The sequence below is a fragment of the Paenibacillus sp. Y930 genome (assembly GCF_056786375.1).
The window spans coordinates 184164-203644 of the sequence record NZ_JBXCIX010000002.1 but is presented as its reverse complement, the minus strand read 5'-3'; the positions used below and the strand labels follow the sequence as shown (position 1 = coordinate 203644).

Here is a 19481-nt window from a genome sequence, read left to right as displayed (position 1 = left end):
CTATCATTCCTATCCTTCAATACCAGTCTGATTTTTGACCATATACGTGGAAACCATTTTCTCATCAAGACGATAGAAATACATCGCAATTAACATTCCGACATAACCTATAATCGGAACTAAGGTGAAAATCACCCATATGCCGTGTAATGCTTCCTCACTTTGCGAAACACTTTGATTAACATATCCATAATAAGAAAGTAAAGCTAGACATAATGTAGAGGATAGCGCACCTGCAAGCTTCGTAAACATTGTCTGAACTGAAAATGCAACTCCTACTGTACGCTGCCCAGTAACAGCATTTCCATACTCGATACAATCCGCTGTAAACATTCCATATAATAATAGCGGAATCTGCATACAAAGTACTCGAACAGCTGCAATGGCTAGAAACAGTATAAAGTTATTATAACCTGCCGCATATTGGATGAGTGAAAGAATTATCGCCAGACACGAGCAATAGATGGTCAGACGTTTTTTTCCGAAAATAGCTATTAGCTTAGGCAATAGCGGTGAAACGATAATAATTGGCAGCACTAGCACCGCTAACAATATGGTGAGCATTCCTTCATCACCAAGATTAGATTTCGCAAAGTATGCTGCGATCGTTTGGAGTGTATTTGTCGTACTCATTAGTAAATAACCGATAAAGAAAATAAAAAAGTATTTATTACGCAACAGGTACTTAAATATTTGTACGAATGATGTATTCTGCGCTTTGTATACGACTCGCTCTTTCGCAACAAAAGGTAATGGCATCATCGTAATTAATGATGCTACACAATAAATAGCCATTGCACCAAGCCACCCCAATGAACCCACTAACATCATAAAACCAGCTGTTAGAATCGCAGCAATGGCTCCCGTCATACGTGCTATCGCAATTAGTTGATCTCGTTCGTATACATGCTTAGTCATCACTGTTGATAACGAAAACATTGGTGAATCAGAGACAGTGTATGCCATCCCCCACATAATATAGGTAATGTAAGCAAATACTAGTTTCATAGAATAACTAGCATCTATATTTACAAACGCAAATAACATGGTGAGCGGAACAATAATACTTGTGTATTTCAGCCAAGGTATGTATTTTCCTGATTTGAAGTGTAACTTATCTACAATTGCTCCCATAATAGGATCATTAAATGCATCCCATAATTTAGCGATCAACAGCAACGTCGCTGTAGCACCTAAAGATAAACCTACTTCTTCTGTATAGAAAAACGTAAGAAATTGAATCTGAAGCATATACATTAAATTTTGTCCGAATGAAAAGCCTCCATAGCTCCATTTTTCGAGTGTAGTTGTCATATTTCCTTTTATCGTTGTCATCCTCATTCTCCCTTATTCTCAATCATTAGTAAAAAATTGCTATTATAATAATTGTATTATTTTATAAAACATCATTCAATTGTAAAATAACACAAAAATTTATAATATGCTAAAAATACACCTTAAATTTGCAAAGGTATCTTATAATACCATTACAAATTGAAGGTGTTTTAGTTTGTCTAGATTTAAGCCCGCTTTCTACGCGTTACAATATCAAATATTACAGCAACAGCTAGTACACCGCCACGAATCATATATTGATATGAGATTCCGACTCCCAGTAGATTCATACCACTTATAAGAGATGCCATAACGATAGCGCCAATAATTGAGCCTGTTACTTTCCCAACACCACCTGCAGCCGATACACCGCCTACATAGGCCGCTGCAATCGCATCAAGTTCAAACAATGTTCCTGCTGTTGTTGTTGCCGATTGTAGACGAGCAGTGAATAATATGCCTGATAGAGCGGATAGTAAACCCATAGAACCAAAGACAAAATAAGTAATCTTCTTTACGTTAATACCGCTTAGATGTGCCGCTTCAGGGTTACTTCCTACAGCATAGATATGTCTTCCTATTACAGTCGATGTCGTTAAGAAATGATAAATAACTGCTACGATTAACATAATGATGACCGTCCACGAGAAGCCGTTATAACCCGCGAGAATATAAGTAATATACGCAATAATGACAGAAATAAATACTAGTTTAATAGCAAACATACCTGTTGACATGACTTCAAAATTGTACTTTTGTTTGTTTTTACGTTTGGAAAACTCACTAACAATATACAATACAATAATAATAGCTCCAATAATCAATGATAATAAATTCAAATGCATTACTTTCATGATCGCAGGTATATATCCATTTCCAAGTGCATTAAATGTTTCGTCTTTAATAATAATAGTGCCTGACTTTTCAGTAACACGCAGTAATGCACCACGGAATATTAACATTGCCGCTAGAGATGCAACGAACGAAGGAATTCCAATGGATGCAACGAGATACCCATTGAAGAAACCAACGACAATTCCTAACACAAGAATAACTGGAATAGTAATAATGACTGGAACGCCTAATTGGGTTAACAATATTGCTGCAATCGCTCCCAAAAATCCTGCTGCAAATCCTACAGACAAATCGATATGTCTAATAACAATGACTAATGTCATACCCACTGCTAGTACAGCAATATACCCTGTAGCATCTAATAAGTTACTAATATTACGGGAGGAAATAAATAATCCATCCGTTAATATTGTAAACGTTAGCATGATAACAAATAATGCAATATACATTCCGTATTCACGTATATTTGTTTTCAGCATCGCTTTGGCTTCATGCATTAATTTCATAATCATTAACCTCCTAAAACTTTTCGTTGGCTTCTTGAGATTCGTCATAGAAACGAAAAGTATCTTCGTAAGTATAAGCTAAAACTTTTCGTTGGCTTCTTGATATACTTCAAAGCAACGAAAAGTATCTGTTATTGCGTAGCTAACTCCATAACCTTTTCCTGGCTAGCATCTTCAATTGATAATTCACCCTTTATTGACCCTTCGGCCATAACATAGATACGATCACTCATACCTAATACTTCGTTCAATTCAGATGAGATCATAATAATACTCATTCCTTCATGTATTAACTGATTCATAATCGTATATATTTCAAACTTCGCTCCTACATCTATCCCACGCGTAGGCTCATCTAAAATAAGGACGTTAGGTTTAACATACAACCATTTACCTAAACTTACTTTTTGTTGATTGCCACCACTTAGATTGCCTACCAACTGTTCTACTGATGGTGCTTTAATATTAAGTGAATCTTTATATTGCTTAGCAATTTTCACTTCTTCATTCATATTAATCACACCCCGACTAGAAATCTTTACTAGATTTGCTGCTGATATATTTTGCTTTATATCTTGCAAAAGAAATAGACCATTTCCTTTACGATCTTCAGTTACATAAGCAATACCAGCTTTTATTGCGTCCTGTGGATGCTTGAACTGACCTGATTTCCCTTTCATTATTAGTTCACCTTGCAATTTATATGATTTCGGATTTCCAAAAATACTTTGCGCTAATTCTGTACGACCAGAACCCATCAATCCTGCAATGCCCACAATTTCGCCTTTTCGTACATAGATGTTTGCATCTTTTACAACATTTCGACCTAGCGTAGCATCATATGCTGACCAATTTCTAACTTCTAACACCGTTTCACAAATGTTTTTATGTTCACGCTTTGGAAAGATATCATCAATCTCTCGTCCAACCATATTTCTAATAATAACTTCTTCGGTAATTTCATTTTTTCTCGCGTCCAAAGTACAAATGGTATGTCCATCTCGAAGAATCGTTGCTTTATCAGCAATCGCAATGACTTCCTTTAACTTATGGGAAATCATAATACAAGTAATTCCTTGTGTTTTAAGTTCTTTCAGTAATATCAATAAATTTTCACTGTCATCTTCATTAAGTGCAGCTGTAGGTTCATCCAAAATAAGAAGCTTCACTTCCTTACTTAACGTCTTTGCAATTTCCACCAATTGTTGTTTACCAACACCAAGATCTTTGACAAGCATGGCAGGATTAACGGTTAATTTTACATTGTTAAGCATATGATTAGCTTGAACAATCGTTTTGTTCCAATCAACCCCGAATCGACCCTTCACTTCGTTTCCTGCATAAATATTTTCATAGACAGTTAGATCAGGGAAAAGCGCCAATTCTTGATAAATAATGGAAATCCCGATCTTTACGCTATCCTTAATTTTCTGAAATTGTTGTACTTGACCTTGATACACAATATCGCCAGAGTATGTTCCATGCGGATATACACCACTAAGCACTTTCATAAGAGTAGATTTCCCCGCTCCATTCTCACCTATTAAGCAATGTATTTCTCCTTCTTCAACCTTAAAGTTCACATTGCTTAATGCTTTAACACCAGTAAAATGTTTTGAAATATTTTTCATCTCTAATATATATTTGCCCATAATATTCAGCACTCCTTAACGTTACTGCACGCTAGAAAAGCGGAATAGCGATATACTTTTTTATCACTATTCCGCTGTAGCTATAAGTCTTGGACTTTTTTATAGCCCAGTAAATTCTTTAGCTTCATAGTAGCCTGAATCAACCATAGCTTCTTTTACATTTGTTTTATCTACACTAATAACATCTGTTTGTTTTGCTTTAACATCAACCTCTCCATTGTTGTACGTACCTGTTGTAGCTGGAGTTTTACCATCGAGAATACCAACAGCCATATCCATAGCATCTTTCACAAGGACACGTACATCTTTCAATACAGTCATCGATTGTTTACCATCAATAATGTATTGAATAGTTGCTTTTTCAGCATCTTGACCAGAGATTACATAACTAGCAATGTCACCGTCTGTTGCAAACACATCGGCGATAGAACGAGATGTACCGTCGTTAGGACCAAGAATAGCTACATCGCCTTTTCCATCAGCTGCTGCAGCTGTTAGATGCGTTTGTGCTTTGTTTTTTGCTTCGTTTGGATCCCAGTTCGTTGTTACTTGACCAATAATTTTACTCATTTGTTCGCGATCAAGTGTAGCAACGTCTTGAAGTGCAATGGCCTCGCTAGAGTTAGCAATTTTGAATGTACCATCTGCAATTTTGGGTTGTAGCACTTCCCATGCTCCTTGGAAGAATAAGAATGCGTTATTGTCAGTAGCAGCACCGGCATATAAATATAGCGGTTGGCCGTTACCTTTGGCATGGTCTACTAAGTATTGTGCTTGTGCTTTACCTACGTTCACGCTATCAAATGTTACATAGTAGTCAACAGCATCTGTTTTGGTAATTAGACGGTCGTATGAAATAACTTTAATGCCGGCTTTCTTAGCTGCTTCCACTGCTGCTGCAGCTGCATCACCATCAAAAGGACAAATAATTAGTACTTTAATTCCTTTTGCAATTAAAGCATCAACATTTTCTTTCTCTTTAGCAGAAGAACCTTGGCTAAATAAGATCTCCGTATTGTACTTAGAGTCTTCAAGTGCTGCTTTAAAACGCTCTTCATCCTGTATCCATCTTGTTTCATCTTTTGTTGGTAGAACAATGCCAATTTCGACCTTTTTGCTACTCCCGCATGCTGCAAGCATTGTAGTAAACATCATAACTACTAGAAGTAAAGTAACCACCTTAAAAATTTTCTTCATTACGTAACCCTCTCCTTAATGGATAATGAATGGTCTTAATTAAACATAACGTTTTGAAAATATTGTCCACATTATAAAATACTCAATAATTTTTCGAATATACTACTATTGTTATTTTTATTTGATAATGTACTATATTTCAAGTCGATGATAAGACTATTGATTGTTGGTTAACACTATGGTAAATTAATCACACACGATTAAATCGTACACGATCTTTAAAATAATTTCACTAAATTGATATCAATTAATAAGGAGGATCACAATGACAACTATTTATGATTTCAACGTCAACAAGCCCAATGGAGATACGATTTCATTGAAAGATTATGAGGGTAAAGTTGTACTTATCGTTAATACGGCAAGTAAATGTGGATTAACACCGCAATTCCAAGGTTTGCAGGAGCTATATACAAACCATCACGAAAAAGGATTTGTCGTGCTTGGATTCCCTTGTGACCAATTTAACAATCAAGAATTTGACAATATCGAAGAAACAACAGAGTTTTGCCAGCTTAATTATGGAGTGAGCTTCCCAATGTTTGCGAAGATTAAAGTTAATGGTGATGATGCAGATCCATTATTCAAATATTTGAAGGAAGAAAAGCGTGGCTTATTAATGAGAAAAATCGAATGGAATTTTGCGAAGTTCCTAATCGATGCTCAAGGTAAAGTTGTCAAACGCTATGCGGCTACAACTGACCCTAGTAAATTAGAAGGAGATATTGTCGCTTTATTGCAATAATAGCGGCAAATGATAAGCAATGAATTCATTTTTGACACTTAATAAGCAACTTTGCTTTGCCATCTATGAGGCTTCTAGTCAAATGACTAAGCTATATAGTAATATCCTTCAGCCATTCCAGCTTACTTATCCGCAATACCTTGTATTGCTAGCATTGTGGGAAGCAGACGGAGTTACCGTTAAGCAACTAGGGGATACGCTTGGTATCGGTACAGGTACATTAACTCCTATGCTTAATCGGATGGAAGCTCAGCAATGGCTACGCAAAGAACGTAGCAAACAAGATGAACGACGTGTTCATCTTCATCTTGAACGTAAAGCCTACGAACAACAGCAACTCATTGCCAATGCCGTATCTAGTAAAGTAGCTAGCTGCCACATTGAACAACAGCAATATGAAGAGCTGCTTGAGCAGCTTCATATGCTCAAAGAAAAACTACAAACATCATAGTATCACCGTATAGTAAAAAGTAGCATGCGCTAAAGAAACTTTCTCTCCCACATGCTACTTTTCATCTCTAACGCAGTCGTTCCTCTGTTAGCTTGAATTGACCTACAAGTTGTTGCAATTGGCTCGTAATGATATCCACTTGCTTACTCGTATCTTGAACCCCTAACATTTCATCAGCTAATGTATTTACTCGCTTCCCAACACTTGTCGATACTTTGCGATTTTTATTACTGACTTGCGCAATTTGTTCTAATAATTCAACTACCCCGTCAACAACTTCACTCTTACGCATATCTTGCATGTTAGCTTGACTTAAAGCTTCCGCAACAGTGTGTACAAGTACATTTCCTTCTTCTACTACACCATTGCCTTCGTCAATAATATGATATGCTTTCTGAGCCTCCTTATAAATCCGATCTGTAATCGCATGTACTTCCGCAGTTGATTTCTTCGTATTGTTGGCTAACTTTCTAATCTCACCTGCAACGACCGCAAATCCTGCTCCTTGCTCCCCAACATGCGCTGCTTCAATAGAAGCATTAAGTGCTAATAAATGAGTTTGAGCTGAAATTTCTTCAATAACACTAATTACATTTTTAATATCTTGCATCGTATCTACAAAGCTATGTATCGAATAATTCGTAGCTTTTACTTTGGTGGATATTTCAAGCATTTTATCTCCGATACGATCAATTTCAGACTGAGCTATACTAATTTGTGATGCAGCTTGTCCTTCAATGACATTCAATGTCTCTCTCATCGTATCTGCCATCTCTCGAACTTGTTCAATATCAGCTAATTGCAGATGAATACTATCGATCATCTCTGTTACTTGATGACTTACTTTTCTCGTAGAGATCGTCGTTATCATTGCCGTTTCATTCATTGCCATCTGACTATCCGATACTTGACTTGCTGCTGTTCGAACTCTTAGCATAACCCCTTCTAAGGAATCCATCATATTATTCAACCATTTTGCAATATCTTTAATTTCATTACCATTGAAATTAGAAAGATCTAATCGCTTAGTAAGATCACCTTTACCTTCGGCATTGTTCTGAATAAACTTCTTCACTCTACGAATTTGATCAATTTCTCGTTGATCCGTTCTATTTTTCACGATTCGAAGTACGAACCATCCCGCAATAAGTTGAAGGGCACCTACAGCAAATCCAGTGATCCAAGGAGACATAATATTATCTAGTAAGCCAACGATGGCTACAGAGCACACAGCAATAAGAGCAACACTTATTGCCTCCATCTGCCTGCGCTTAGTTCCGATACTTCGAACACGATATACCTCTTCAAAGTCCCCCTCACACATCATCCCCCATACATCTGGGCAATGAGGCAATTGAAACGTACAACCTTTACCAACAACAGGGATATAGCGATAATCTGGATAGGCTGGAAACTGTACGTACAGATTAGCACCATTTTTTATCGTATTCGCTACACCTGGATGTAGTTCCTTCGTCGCTGGACTAATGAATTTCAATTCCAGTTCCGTGTGTTCCTTGACGGTTGCCATCCCCCAATCCGTTGTTACACCGTCCTTCAAGTTTTCACCCATCGTGAACGTTTTATCTTCAAACCGACTCCGTGACAATGCAATCCCGGGCTCAATATGTGTAAGTAATTTAGGTTTTGCCATAAATAAATAATTATCACCAGAATCAGGATAGACATGCCCTGCTTCACGTTGGATTAGATCTCCAATTACATCATTAGGTATTCTTCCACATAGTATCGCAATTAGTCGCCCATTATAGGTAACAGGTTTCATAAATAGTAATGTAACTGCATCATGGAATGAAGAAGATCGTGCACCAATTTTCAGTGTAACGGGGTCAACATAAGGTCCAAATAATAACGGACTTTCCCACTTGGCATGACGAAGATAGTCGAGCGCATGCTCTAATATACTATTTCCAGCATAAGAAGTATTTCGATGTTCTTCATCTGTCGATGCAAAAGCTTGCAGCGCATCATTCAGTACAAATAACTCCGTGAAATCAATAGAGTTCGAATATACTTTCTGTAACATGGGCGTTAACCATTCCTGTGTCAAATCTGATGGTTGAAGCGCTGCTTGATTCACCTGCACTATACATTGCTCCGAAAGTCGATCTATAACATGCCAAGTATCATTCGTCCAGTCAATTAATAATTGTTTTCGGGTATCTGATATTCCATCAAATTCACGCTCAATATCTTTTTGCAGATGTTTATTATGCTTCCATGATTGGGCTAATGGAGCACCTACTTTATAACCTAGCCAATCGTACATATCAGTTTCCTCCCTGCCAGACAATGTTAATATAGCTTACATTCATGTAGTACTAACCATATCGTAGCATATACATCGTTCACTTTCTTTGCACTCACGGCTTATTATTTATACTAACTTTATAAATTTTTCGATACTAAAAGGGCTGTTATACAAATAGCAATGCTACTCGTACAACAGCCCTCTTATGAATGCGATATATTCTCGTATACTCTATCTCGGCGGCCAATACAATAAACAGATTACTGTACTCTCTTCGCATGAATAATAAATCTAGCATCCGTTATCTCGTACGTACAGGTTACTAATGTAAGCAATTGATCGTCTGAAGTCACTTCAACATTAGTAGCATACCTCGACTTTTCCACTATTTTCTCCAAATAAGCATTATACTGCTGCTCGTCTGCAAACTCATATTCAAAAAATTGATCATCAGGAGAGTAAATATAGACAGAAAATATTTGCCACTCCGTTGCTTCCCCTATTCCTTCAAATGTGATCGTATTATGCTCTTGGTAGTATGCAGCATCTTTATATTTGGATAACTCACCAAACATACTTCCATCCTTCATATGATGACCATAAATGACAGTATGGATATCCTCGTTCAGAGCCTTATTGCGATAATCCATAAATATCGAGCCACGTGCAGAGGATTGTTTTTCAACATTATGATTAAGATAATAATCATTATCAGTAGATTGTACTACAGGATAAGCAATCTCCGTATTCTCTATACTAATCCAGCCGACAATATCAGAATTTATTGCTAATAATTGTTCAAATCGCTCCTGGTACCGATGCTTCATCTGCTCCTCAGTTAACTCTTCTTGTTCTGTATTATTCTGTCCTTGCTGTACTTTCTGCGGAGTCTCATATTGCTGCTTCATACGTTCATTCAGCTTGCTGTTTACATAGCCATCATAATAATATTGCGCTAATTGATAACCACTATACAAAAAAACAGCGATAACAATGGTTAACAAGACTCGCTTTATTAATTTTCCCATCATATCCCTCGATATCTTACATTCATTTGCCTGCTTCATTCTCATTATAGCTTAAAATGTATGTTCAACTAGTTAGCTTTTTGGACGATTTCAAAAAAAAAAAAAAAATAATAGAGTATCTGCCGCAATAAGCAATACTCTATCATTTTTTTATAATTCTATTTTTTCTATCAACTCTCTCATTAATCGGGATGATACTGGACATAACGCTCCATTGCTCATCGTTAGTAGCTTCGATCGCTTGTCTACTTCCTTAATATGATTAATATTAACAATATAGCTTTTGTGACAACGGTAGAACGGGCCGTTGATTTCTTCTATTTCTTTAATTCTACCGTAAAATTCATATCTGCCATTCTTTTCATGCAGTTCGATCTTATGTTGCTGAGCAGACGTTTCAAAATAGTAAATATTATGATATGGAATATTTTTAATCTTTTCACCAACTTTAATTTGGAAAAAGTCTGTATCAACTACTTGACCGATTTGAACATATTTATTAAATGCTACTTGTAACGATTCCTTCACCTGCTCTGTAAATCTTTCAAAGTTGTCCTTCACAATAAAATCAAGTGCAGCCAATTTATAAGTAAATGTTAATTTTAGCTTTTCCGCATGAGTCGTAACAAAGATAATATTTGCTAAAGGGTCTTTTTTTCTAATCTCCACGGCCAAATCAATGCCTGTTAGCGCCGCATTTAATTCAATATCAAGAAAAAAACAATCCGCTTGATAATCCTTCAAATAAGTAAGCACTTCATTGGGACCAGATGAACTTAATACAACCTCTATCGACGGCTCGCTGAACATCGCATAGTTGATAATCGTCGCATGTATTAGTTGTCGCTGTGCCAACTCATCTTCACATATAATAACCTTCATCTAACTAACCCTCCTAGTTTCAATAACTACCTCTTGAATAAACCATTCGCTATCAATAGAGGTATTTATCACCGTATTCGGGTAGCTACTAATGATACTTCGAACCGTTGATAATCCTAGCCCTCGCTGACTCCCCTTAGTCGATACGTTTTCATCAAATAGTCGCGATATATTAATGTCTGTTAGATTTGTTCGATTCTCAATTACAATAACAACATCACCATCTATCGTTAACAATATAGCTAGATTAATTTTGGCGTATGGAATATTTTCACTACCTTCAATTGCATTATCAAGTAGTATTCCAATAATTCGAGCTAGATCGATAATATCCATATTAATATCTACAATTTCATCGGGCACCTCTACATTAACAAGCACGTTTGACTTTTCAGCTGCTATAACCTTGGTTGCGATTAACCCTTTCAATTCAGAAATTTTAATATTTTTCAGTTGCATAAACATTAGATTATGATGCAATGTTTGCTGCTCTACTTTAATGATATGGTCATGAAAGTAGCTTTTCAGCCCTTCCATATTATTATCATCTAGAAAACCACGCATAGTCAGTAATATATTGACGTAATCATGTCTGAACTTATGCATATCTTGATTCACCTGCTCAAGTTCCTTCATATAATAGAGAAACTGCTCAAACTCAATTTCTTTTTGCCGTATACTGTTTCGTTTTTTGAAGTAATACATTAGTAAACTACCTAAAATCATCATTGAAATAAAATAACTCGCTTGCACAAGTAAATTAACTTTTACTAATTCTACCTCTTCAGCATTAGCCGGTATAAAGATGTTCAGATATATCACGATTACAGTAACAATCATAATGATCATTAATGATAGTTGTACAAACCATGGGACATTCAATACTTTATTTCCTTTTCGAATAAACATTTTGTACAAATGAATAAGAACAATGTAGATGAAACAAAATATTACTAACTTGATTACCATTGAAGTATTGCCTAAGCTGTCGATCATATAATTGTCTAGCAATATCGAAAAGTGGTCGGCGATTATTCCGCCCACCACTAATATACACAAACTAACTGCGCTCAATAAAGACTTCGTTGTATAGCAAAAAATAACGACAGTCGAAATAAGTAAATAGCAAATGACCAACCACTGCGGGCTCCATATTAATAACAATAAGGTAGGTATTACTACGATTCCAACAAGTAGTGCTACAATTTTCATTGTTGGTTTAATACTCATCATATAAAAGAAACCACCAAATATGAAAAAAAACTCTAACACGCCATGGGCAAGTATTTCAAACTGTCGCATTTTTCGCCTTTCCTATTACCTATTTGAATTGAGAAAGATTAGCTTGAATGTCATGTGGTACTTCTTCTTCAAAAAAGAACAATGTACAAGAGCTTGCGGCAGCAATTCCTGCTAACAAAATAACACCTGCAGCGATTTTCCCCTGCATTTTTCCCATTACATTGTGAACTAAACTCATACCTAACATCTCCCAACTATAATTTTTTGGACGATCAGCACTGCACATTCAAGTACTAATCCTAAAGCAATAAAAGGTTTGAGTACGGTTGGAACGAGTAATATCGCTAATAACAGCACACCAAGTCGTATCCAAATTTTTTTACGTAAATATAATCGATGCTTATCATTATATACTGGCTGTTTTACTGTGCCGATAGGTGCAATTATGACAACAATTAATGCTGTAAGTGCAAATATCGTGTAGACAATCCAATCTGATACAGATACATATGTGATTAACTTACTTACAAGCGGAAATCCGATAATGCTGTAGCCAATACACTGGAATAGTGACTTAAAGTGATATCCTAAAGCAACCTGTCTAATGAGAAAAAAAGCTACATTAGTAATCATCGTTTCTAGCAAACATTCTAACAATGTAGCTACCGAGTATACGGATACTATAGTCGCTAGATTAGTTAGCATAATTCGAATCCCGTAATTCAATTTGGACCGTTCTAACGTTGTGTGGTTCTCTCGAACTAGTCGATCGAACAAGTAATTAGCAACACCTTCCATTGTCCTCCCCCTTTCTAGCATTATTCTACCAAATTTTTCATAGTTTTTGAGTATTAAGTCGTAAACGCTCTGTATTTGAGCATAATCGTAATATTTTGTATCTCTATATTCCATTTTCACATTTATGTATTTAATTGTAAAGATAAAATGTAACTGAGCTCGATATAATCTGACTCCATTAAAACAAGTTGCTTATTGAAATATCTTTATATAACTTTTCGGGGTCACTTCAGATTTGTTATACTGCTTTTGCCCTATCAAATTGTATGGTTGCATCTTCTAGTAGTTTATTTCAAGGTGCAGTCCATTGTAGGTCTTTTTGCCAATTGCTTCAATTTCTAAAGTCTAGTATTCTAGTATTCTAGTATTGTTCAGAAATTGTTGAGTTCTTTTTTATATAATTAGAAGAATTGACGAAAAAGATAAAAACATGACTTTAAGGGAGGCGAACAAATAGTCATGAGCTCGTAAAAAAGTCGCAAATGCGAATTACTTCTTTACTGAGTGATAAGACAACTTATTTACATACTTCTTAAGGGCATAGTATTTTTGTGTCGATGAATACACTGGAATGAGAGAGACCATCCGTTTGATTGTTGCAGCCTTCCAGTAGAAAGAAACTGCGTATTGTTAGCAAACGGTAAGAAATCTCTCCAATCCAAGAAACGGAGAAAAAAAATGAAGAAAATTAGTACTTCAATACTTGCATTGCTGTTAGTGATTCAAATGTTATTTAGTCCACTTACAGTATTTGCTGAAAGTGATCTACTATCACAACCCCCTTCAGCTAGTGAAGAAGTTGGAGATAATTTGGTTGATGATGGAACTGGTGAGGATGCAGCAGATGGATCAACACCAACTGAAGATGCGGAAATAGATAATGAAGCATCAGAGGAAGGAGCACCCGAAGAAGGGGCAACTGAAGAAGTAACAGAAGATTTTCCGATGGTGCTTTTGGCTCTTGGACAAGGTGTAGAAATGACTGGTGTAGGCTTGGTAGATTTTGAGCTTAGCTTTAATGGTACTCTTGTAACACCACCGGCATTTGATACAGAACTGGCGCAAGATACAACTGCAACCGGAACGTTTGTGTTTGGATTGGATTTACCTGAGGATGTAAAGGCAGGAGACTTTTTCACATTCATTCTGCCAGCATCGCTCATTGACTTTAATAACGACTTTCATGGCAGTAAGGTAGGCAGTCCCGCTAATCCAGCATTTTCTTGGACGACAAGCGGTAATATCGTAACAGTAACTATGGATGAAGATCCTTCAGTAGATTTTGCAGGATCATTCGGCGTTGAGTTTAAAATGAACTTTACTTCTGGTTTTACTTTTACGAGTGATGAATTAGATCAAACGTTGGAAATCCCTAAAGTTGGGGGAGGCAAGGATGAAATTTCTTTAACCTTCCTACCTTCTTCAAGCGGTCAAAAAATGGTCACAAAGCAAGCTTCAGATGTGAAAATTGTTAATGGTGAGCGTTTTATTGATTGGGAAGTGTGGGTTAATAAAGCTGGTAGAAATTTAACTGGCGCAACTATAACCGATACACCAGGAACTGGTCATGCAGTTGTACCAAACTCTGTAACTATTGAAGCTTATAAGGTGGGTTTGAGCGGTGTTGCCGCTACTTCATATTTCACACCTGTAACTAGCGGTAATTTTAACGGGGTATCATTAAACGGAAGAGACGCTTACAAAATCACTTATCAAACGAAGGTTAATTTAAGTGAAGCAGAACAAGAAGGCACCAAATCCTTCTCCAATAATTTTACATTAACAGCGGGCCCTAATTCTGACAGTGCTACTACAACTACTTCTACAACATACGGCACAGCGTTAGCAAAATCTCGCGGTACGGCTGACAATTACAAATCTTCGTGGGAAATTCGCTATAACTATAATCAAGCAGCTATTACTCAAGCGAATGCTTGGTTAGAGGATACATTGCCTACTGGACATGCCATTGATACTAGTACAATTAAAGTCTATGAAATGACAGTAGATGATAATGGAAATGGTGTAGGTTCAGGTACGGTAATTGGTTCAGGATTCGACACAGATCCTATTGCTAACGGCTTCAAACTGCAATTTGACAGTGATATTACTAAAGCTTATCGCATTACATATGATGCGAAGTTACCGAATGATTTCTATGATGCTAACAGTCAAATGACACTTACTAACACTGTTAAAAGTGGATCTATTGTAAAAGGGATCAATAGAACTGCAACAGCTCAACATTGGCTAAATGAAGGTATTTTAACAAAAACACGTACAGTCGATACAGACAAGAAAGAAATTACGTGGACGATTAAAGTGACTGCAGATAATGCCAATGGAGTGGACATCACGGGATTGGAGATTACAGATGTATTTACAGCTGGAGCAAGTAATGCTAAGCATTCTTTAGTTGATGCTAATAATGACAGCATTATCAGTGATGCTGATATTACCGTGGATAATAATATGACGGGGCATTCTATTGCAACTAATGCTAATGGCTTTACACTTACAGGTGGTACGGTTGCTAAAGGAAAAACCGCAACGATTACCTATACAACAGCCTATGACATTAAGCCAGACGGCTCTGTCTATACAGAGGGATATGGAAATACAGCTACTGCTAGTTGGACAACTGATAAAGCATACTCAGTTAAGAAAACAGCTGAATATGTGCCTGATACAAACTCAGTTAACAACGGACGCAAACAAGGATCTTATGACTACGTAGACCAAGTATTCAACTGGAACATTAAGCTCAACATTAACAAGCAAAATATTAACAATGCTGTTTTAGTAGATACAATCGGTGAAGGGCATGAATTTGTTCCAGGTTCATTTAAAATTAATGAATTTACACTGACAGATCCTAATAATGATGAAATTGGTATTTTGGGAGCCCCATTGGATCCATCATTATATGATTTAGATGTTGCTCAAGACAATCAAAGCTACACGTTAGAATTTGTTAATAATTTAGGTACAGCCAACAACAAAGTATATATTGTGCAGTATCAAACAAAGGATTCTGACAATATTATTGGTATTGAGTCTAGTACTGTAGCCAACAAATCAAAACCATATACCAATGAAGCAAAATTCATAACAAAAACTGGAACAGAAGCGACGTACACATGGCCAGCCTCTGCCACAGTTAAGAATGCGAATGAATTGATTACAAAAGGTGCTCCTAGTAGTAATTCTTCTACTGAAAAATTAACTTGGACACTAAATGTCAATCGTTCATTATCTAATTTGGGTGAGGTTAAAGTAACGGATAGTCCATCTGGGAACCAAATGCTGTTAGTCGATACAATTCAGGTAAGACCTTATAGTGTGAATAAGGATACAGGTACTTCCACTAGTGGAGCATGGATAAATCCTACTACATTAGGGTTCACTGTAACACCTCAGGCTAATGGTGGCTTTGAAATTGACTTTGGTGAATTGAACAAAAAAGGATACGAAGTACGATATGAGACGCTTGTACTTGGTAAAATCGGTGAGGCATTCAGCAATGATGCCAAAATCAAATTCGGATTTGAGACAGCCGATAATCAAGAAACAGCAGATCAACACAATGGTTCCTTTAGCTTCAGCTCATCGGATGCAGACTTTTCACTAACAAAAGGAAGTCTTGTATTTAACAAAATTGGTTATGGCACACTTTCAGGTGTGAAGGTACCATTGGAAAATGTTGAGTTTGAGCTGATAAAAACAGTTAAAGGTGTAGAGTATGTAATTGCTACTGCAACCTCTGATGATCTTGGTAATGTTTCCTTTAACAATGTAAACTATGCAAACTACAAAGTCAGAGAAAAAGCAGCGCCATCAGGCTACGAGATCATGAATGATTATCCGATCAAATTAGATGTTGATACGGATACGAAATTAGCTGCAAACACGGCAAAAGTAATTGAACTTGTAAATAATAAAGAATTAGATCCTTCGTCAAATGCATGTTCAATCTTCACATTAACAGTGTATGATATTGATGGAAAAATTGCTGTCGGACAAAAAATTACTTTTGAAGACAGTAAAGGAACTGTAGTATACACAGGTACGACTGACGGAAACGGACAAGTTTCCGATATCAATCGTCCAGGTACTGGCGGTAACGAAGTTCCAGCAGGTCAGTATACTGTTAAAAATGAAAACGATCAAACACTTGGTACTGTAACAGTAAAATACGAGGAAAACAACTGCTACGACGAAGTACAACCTCTACCTGCATGTCCAGCATTTACAATTACAGTTGTAGCTGATGGTGGCGCTACACGTTCAGGTGTAGAAGTAGAATTGAGAGATAGCTTAAATAATCTTATTACTACTGCAACGACAGATGAAGATGGTAAATTTGACATAGATTTATCAGATCCACAAGCAATACCACCTGCAGGCGAATATAAGCTTTATGAGGGTAAGCAGTATTTAGGCAAAGTTATCATTAGCTATAAAGCTGGTAATTGCGAGGCTACATTAATAGTAAGTAGAGTATGTGAAGTATTTATTTTAACTGCAAATGATGCAAACGGTCAGCCACTAGATACGAAAGAAATTAAGATTTTTGAAGCAAATGCTCCTAATACTCTAGTAGCAACTGAAATAACAAATGAAAATGGTATAGTAGATCTTCCAAATCTAACACCAGGCGAATACGTGGTGCATGATGCTAATGGCATGAAGCTTGGTGAGTTCACAGTAGGTACAGATTGTGCAGCGACTGTGCAACCATTACCTGCATGTCCAACATTCATATTAACTGTGAAAGATGAAGACGGTCTAGTTGCAGTAGGTACAGAAGTTACAGTTAAAAATACAGTGACGAATGACCTAATTGTGAAAACTGTAGATTTGAATGGACAGGTTTCATTCGAATCACCTAAAGTTCTGGGAGATTATGAATTACCACCAGGTAACTATGAGGTAACTATTTCTGGTTCAAGCAGCGAAGCGGGCAAAGTACTTGGAAGCTTCCATGTATCGTATACAGAAGATTGTGAAGCAGAGGTAGCAAAACCTCGCGGCTGTACAACATTTGAAATTACAGTAATCTCTCCAGATGGTGTTACACCTAAGAAGAACACGAAAGTTATCGTTAAAGATAACACTGGAACTGAAACGACTTATACAACAGATGCAAATGGTATTATCCAATTACCAACTGTTCAAGCTCCAGGACTAGTTACTGTTCATGAAGTGAATGAAGATGGATCAATTGGTGAAGCGATCGATACTGTACAAGTCACTTATAAAGACAATTGTAAAGGTATTGTAATTAAAAATGCTTGTCCGACATTTACACTAACTGTAAATAACAATGACTTCCAACCTGTCGGTGCAAATGTTAAAATTACAATCTTAGACGAAGCTGGTGAGCTTGTAGAAGCAACTGTTACTAACAATGATGGTCAAATCATATTCACTGATAAGGCTACGCTAGAGCAAGGTAAAACGTATACTGTAGTGAATGAAGCAGGAGTTACATTAGGAGACTTTACAGTTAGCTATGTTGATGAAATTTGTCAAGCAGCTGTAAATGTTCCAGTCAACGCTTGCCCAGTGTTCACATTGACGGTGAAAAATGTATCTGGCAAACCTCGTGAAAATGCATCTATTGTTATTAAAGATGGTCGTAGTTTAGATGCTAATGTCATCGCTACAGGTACTACAGATGTTGCTGGTAAAGTAATTATTCCGTATACAATCGAGCCAGGCACATATTATGTGTTTGATGATACTACACGGACAAGCTATATTGGAAAAATTATTGTAGATGGTAAGTGTGAAGCATCTGTTAAGCCTACACAATCGACAATAGACCCAGAGCCAATGCCGGAACCAACACCAGAGCCAACCCCGACACCGGGACCAACTCCAGAGCCAACTCCGACACCAGGACCAACTCCAGAGCCAACTCCGACACCGGGACCGACTCCAGAGCCAACTCCGACACCGGAGCCAACTCCAGTAGTACCAAAAACGCCGGAACTAGAAGAAGTTATTAATAAAATTCCTAATCTGCCAGGATTCGAAGGAAAACCTTCAAAACCAGGCGAACCTGGAACGAAATACGAAGTACCAAACATCCCTCAAATTGTTGAGGAATTAAAGAAAAATCCTACTAAGCTGGAAGAAACAATTACTGGTTTGAAGGACTTTATTGCAAAATATGATAATCTTACATCACAAGAGAAAGAAATCGTTGATGGAATGATTGATATTGATGTAGTAACAGGTATTCTATCGAACTTGGCGAAAAACCAGCCATCAATAGAAAGCAGTAAGCCGAATGAGCTTCCGAAAACAGGAGATTCAATATCTATGATGATTTGGTTGTTCGTAGGAAGTGCATTGCTAATGATAGCTTTGCTATTGTTCGGAAAGAGAAAAACACAAAAGCAGTAAATTGATAATTTAATTCAATAAGAAGAAGCGTACATTCACTCGGAATGTACGCTTCTTTTATATGATCCTTCAATCGATACGATTCGCCTACAATAGTGAGGAAC

At 36.8% G+C, this 19481-nt stretch carries 13 protein-coding genes; 3 read left to right on the top strand and 10 right to left on the bottom strand.

Annotated features, from left to right (window positions below):
* Window positions 1-9 precede the first annotated feature (9 nt).
* The 4 genes from AC1TO5_RS06415 to AC1TO5_RS06400 all read right to left on the bottom strand — a co-directional run bounded on the left by AC1TO5_RS06415 (window position 10) and on the right by AC1TO5_RS06400 (window position 5545).
* Window positions 10-1335 (bottom strand): MFS transporter, encoded by a 1326-nt coding sequence (locus AC1TO5_RS06415; protein ID WP_482061977.1) that lies wholly within the window; start codon window positions 1333-1335, stop codon window positions 10-12.
* Window positions 1336-1520: 185 nt separating this feature from the next.
* Window positions 1521-2696 carry a sugar ABC transporter permease gene (locus AC1TO5_RS06410; protein WP_482061976.1) on the bottom strand — a complete coding sequence of 392 codons (1176 nt, stop codon included), beginning with the start codon at window positions 2694-2696 and terminating at the stop codon, window positions 1521-1523.
* Window positions 2697-2827: 131 nt separating this feature from the next.
* Window positions 2828-4348 (bottom strand): ATP-binding cassette domain-containing protein, encoded by a 1521-nt coding sequence (locus AC1TO5_RS06405; protein ID WP_482061975.1) that lies wholly within the window; start codon window positions 4346-4348, stop codon window positions 2828-2830.
* Between the two features lie 99 nt (window positions 4349-4447).
* Complete coding sequence (locus AC1TO5_RS06400; RefSeq protein WP_482061974.1) at window positions 4448-5545, bottom strand: sugar ABC transporter substrate-binding protein; 1098 nt, start codon at window positions 5543-5545, stop codon at window positions 4448-4450.
* A gap of 265 nt (window positions 5546-5810) precedes the next feature.
* On the opposite strand from AC1TO5_RS06400, the gene AC1TO5_RS06395 reads away from it, so the two are divergent.
* Window positions 5811-6290 carry a glutathione peroxidase gene (locus AC1TO5_RS06395; protein WP_482061973.1) on the top strand — a complete coding sequence of 160 codons (480 nt, stop codon included), beginning with the start codon at window positions 5811-5813 and terminating at the stop codon, window positions 6288-6290.
* Window positions 6291-6372: 82 nt separating this feature from the next.
* The gene (locus AC1TO5_RS06390) at window positions 6373-6741 is read left to right on the top strand and encodes a MarR family winged helix-turn-helix transcriptional regulator (RefSeq protein ID WP_482061972.1); all 369 of its coding nucleotides are present in this window, start codon (window positions 6373-6375) and stop codon (window positions 6739-6741) included.
* Window positions 6742-6808: 67 nt separating this feature from the next.
* On the opposite strand, the gene AC1TO5_RS06385 is transcribed toward AC1TO5_RS06390, so the two are convergent.
* The 6 genes from AC1TO5_RS06385 to AC1TO5_RS06360 form a co-directional block, all read right to left on the bottom strand.
* Window positions 6809-9031, bottom strand: coding sequence for a methyl-accepting chemotaxis protein (locus AC1TO5_RS06385; RefSeq protein WP_482061971.1), 2223 nt, complete (start codon window positions 9029-9031; stop codon window positions 6809-6811).
* Window positions 9032-9273: 242 nt separating this feature from the next.
* Complete coding sequence (gene srtB, locus AC1TO5_RS06380; protein WP_482061970.1) at window positions 9274-10044, bottom strand: class B sortase; 771 nt, start codon at window positions 10042-10044, stop codon at window positions 9274-9276.
* A 147-nt stretch (window positions 10045-10191) separates the two neighbouring features.
* Complete coding sequence (locus AC1TO5_RS06375; protein ID WP_482061969.1) at window positions 10192-10923, bottom strand: LytR/AlgR family response regulator transcription factor; 732 nt, start codon at window positions 10921-10923, stop codon at window positions 10192-10194.
* The gene (locus AC1TO5_RS06370; protein ID WP_482061968.1) at window positions 10924-12225 is read right to left on the bottom strand and encodes a sensor histidine kinase; all 1302 of its coding nucleotides are present in this window, start codon (window positions 12223-12225) and stop codon (window positions 10924-10926) included.
* A 19-nt stretch (window positions 12226-12244) separates the two neighbouring features.
* A complete protein-coding gene (locus AC1TO5_RS06365) occupies window positions 12245-12403 on the bottom strand; it encodes a hypothetical protein (RefSeq protein ID WP_482061967.1) in 159 nt (52 codons plus the stop codon).
* 2 nt (window positions 12404-12405) lie between these two features.
* The gene (locus tag AC1TO5_RS06360) at window positions 12406-12963 is read right to left on the bottom strand and encodes an accessory gene regulator B family protein (protein ID WP_482061966.1); all 558 of its coding nucleotides are present in this window, start codon (window positions 12961-12963) and stop codon (window positions 12406-12408) included.
* 678 nt (window positions 12964-13641) lie between these two features.
* Between AC1TO5_RS06360 and AC1TO5_RS06355 the strand changes: the two genes are divergently transcribed.
* Window positions 13642-19377 carry a collagen binding domain-containing protein gene (locus AC1TO5_RS06355; protein ID WP_482061965.1) on the top strand — a complete coding sequence of 1912 codons (5736 nt, stop codon included), beginning with the start codon at window positions 13642-13644 and terminating at the stop codon, window positions 19375-19377.
* The last annotated feature ends 104 nt before the right edge of the window (window positions 19378-19481 follow it).